Genomic DNA, 2252 nt, shown 5'->3' with positions numbered 1-2252 from the left:
CTACCATCGGCGCAAGAGCTTAACTTCCGTGTTCGGACTATCGGCATACTGTAAATGTCAAGCTAACGATGTACAATTTTGATCGTTTAAGAATGTACAAAATTAATCATCATCTTCTTTTTGTAAATGATCCTTAATTCTATAAGAGGGACCAACAATATTGACAACTGTTGCGTGGTGTAATACACGATCTAATATTGCATTTGCTAATTTAGAATCCTGGAACACCGCATCCCACTCTTTAAAGCTAATGTTTGTAGTTAAGATTGTACTTTTCTTTTCATATCTCAAATCAATTAGCTGAAAGAATAGTTTGGCATCTTCTTTGTCAATTGGAAGGTAACCAATTTCATCAATAATTAGTAATTTATATTTCCCATAGTGCTTTAATCGAGACTCTAAGCGATTTTCTAGCTTTGCCTTTTTCAAGTTTAAGATAAGTTCATTACATTTAATAAAATAGGTACTTGTTCGTTTTTTGGCTGCAGCGATTCCAATCGAAGTCGCTAAGTGAGTTTTGCCAACACCACTAGTTCCCATGAAGATAATATTCTGTTTATCTTCGATAAAACGCAGAGAAAGAAAATCAAGAATTTGTTGTTTATTTATCGTTGGTTGAAAATCAAAGTTAAACTCATTTATCTCTTTACGGTGGGGAAAAGCCCCCACCTTAACCATTGAATTTATCATTGTTTTCTCACGAACATCTATTTCATAGTTTGTTAATTTCATCAATGTGTCAACGAGAGATAATTCATTCTTGGTACTAAAATCAATGGTATCGTTAAGATGAGTAATCATCTGTTTTAAGTTTAAATATTCTAAATTACTTACTAATTGTTGATAACTACTATTCAATTTTATACACCTCATCCATTGCCAGTAGATTCTTTTTAGCTAGCTCATCAATATCAGGATAGTCTGGCATTCCCCGTGACAATACGTCTGTATAATGTTCTTCCTTATAATTCAGCACCTTACTACTGATTCGATGTTGAGCGATCAAATCCGTGTTATAATATACATGTATGTGATCGTCATAGACTTGTAAACCAACGGTTTTCCCTTTGTATTCAGCTGGTACTGAATACTGGTTTGATTTGTACGTAATCATGCTCGCAGGGTTAACCTTTACAAGCTTGTGTTTGATCTTATAAGAGTCTCTTATTTCTTTCCTTGGTAGGGGGAGTAAGTGACTCTTTTCTTGTTTTAAAGCAAGTATTGGAATCTTTCTATTTCCTTGATTAAAACTTTGATTATGGCGTTCACAAAGCTTTTGAACAAATTGGTGAAGTCCTTCGTAAGTGAATTTACCCTGATAAGCATGAATCTCATCTAAGAGCTTCATAATACTCTCTACTTTCCCTTTTGTCCTTGGCCTTCCTGCAATACAAGGTTTGATTTCAAATCCACTATCACTGGCAAACTGTTCAAATCGTTCATTAACCACTCCTTTTGAATACTCTGTTCTATGTTCATCCATTACTGTTTTCATATTGTCCGTTAAAATGATCTTTGGTACTCCACCAATTGCTTCAAAGCACTCCATCAAAAAGGACATTAATATACTTTGTGATTTGGACATGGTTAAACCATAAGACTTAAACCTTGAATTTCCTAACACCAACACTCCTACATTAACGTGTATAATCTCCCCATCACACGTTATGTATTTTATGTTCTCCTTCCAGTCGAATTGAGCCTGTTCCCCCGGAGGGGTTTCATAACGAACAACAGATTGTGTTGCTTGAGTTCTTTTACCATCGGTAAAATATGCTTGGAACTCAGGTTTGTTTGATATGTATCGTCGGAAAGATGACTGGGAACAGTTCAAACTATGGTTATCCTTTAAGTACTCCCAAAGAACTCTCTTGTAGTAAAAAGTTTGTATTGAATCCTTTGAGAGTAGGTCTGATATAACACCATATAACTCATCTATTCTAGATTTTCTATTACGGGTTTTACTTGGCCCCTTTCCATTTAAATATCGATCCACAGTCCTCCGATCTACTCCCAATTCTCGCCCTATCTTACTTTTATTTATTTTCATGTTTAAGCTCTCCATTAGAAATTTTAACTTTGGTAAATCTTCTAGACTTTTTACTTCTATCTCTGTCGTTAAATCTAGCTGTACATGCATTCTCTCCACCTCAAACTAAGTATGCATGTACATCACAAAACTGTACATCCTTATGTAATCATCTTTGTTCATTTTTAAATTAGCATTTATAGAAATGGACAGCTTCTTGAGC

Annotated in this window: 2 protein-coding genes; both read right to left on the bottom strand. The window is 34.7% G+C overall.

The genetic code is table 11. The features are described 5' to 3' along the window. Positions 1-102: 102 nt before the first annotated feature. On the bottom strand, positions 103-858 hold the full coding sequence (gene istB / locus COD11_RS19235; RefSeq protein WP_098798503.1) for an IS21-like element helper ATPase IstB: 756 nt from the start codon (positions 856-858) through the stop codon (positions 103-105). Continuing rightward, positions 851-2140 carry an IS21 family transposase gene (gene istA, locus COD11_RS19230; RefSeq protein WP_098798502.1) on the bottom strand — a complete coding sequence of 430 codons (1290 nt, stop codon included), beginning with the start codon at positions 2138-2140 and terminating at the stop codon, positions 851-853. Before istA ends, istB begins: the two co-directional genes overlap by 8 nt. Positions 2141-2252: the final 112 nt, after the last annotated feature.

The organism is Bacillus sp. AFS040349 (assembly GCF_002577655.1).
GTDB lineage: Bacteria > Bacillota > Bacilli > Bacillales > Bacillaceae > Metabacillus.
This window is presented reverse-complemented; position numbering and strand designations above follow the sequence as displayed.

What these genes read in the sequence shown, in the direction of transcription:
- istA (WP_098798502.1), bottom strand. Translation starts at nt 2,140, where the DNA reads ATGCATGTACAGCTAGATTTAACGACAGAGATAGAAGTAAAAAGTCTA.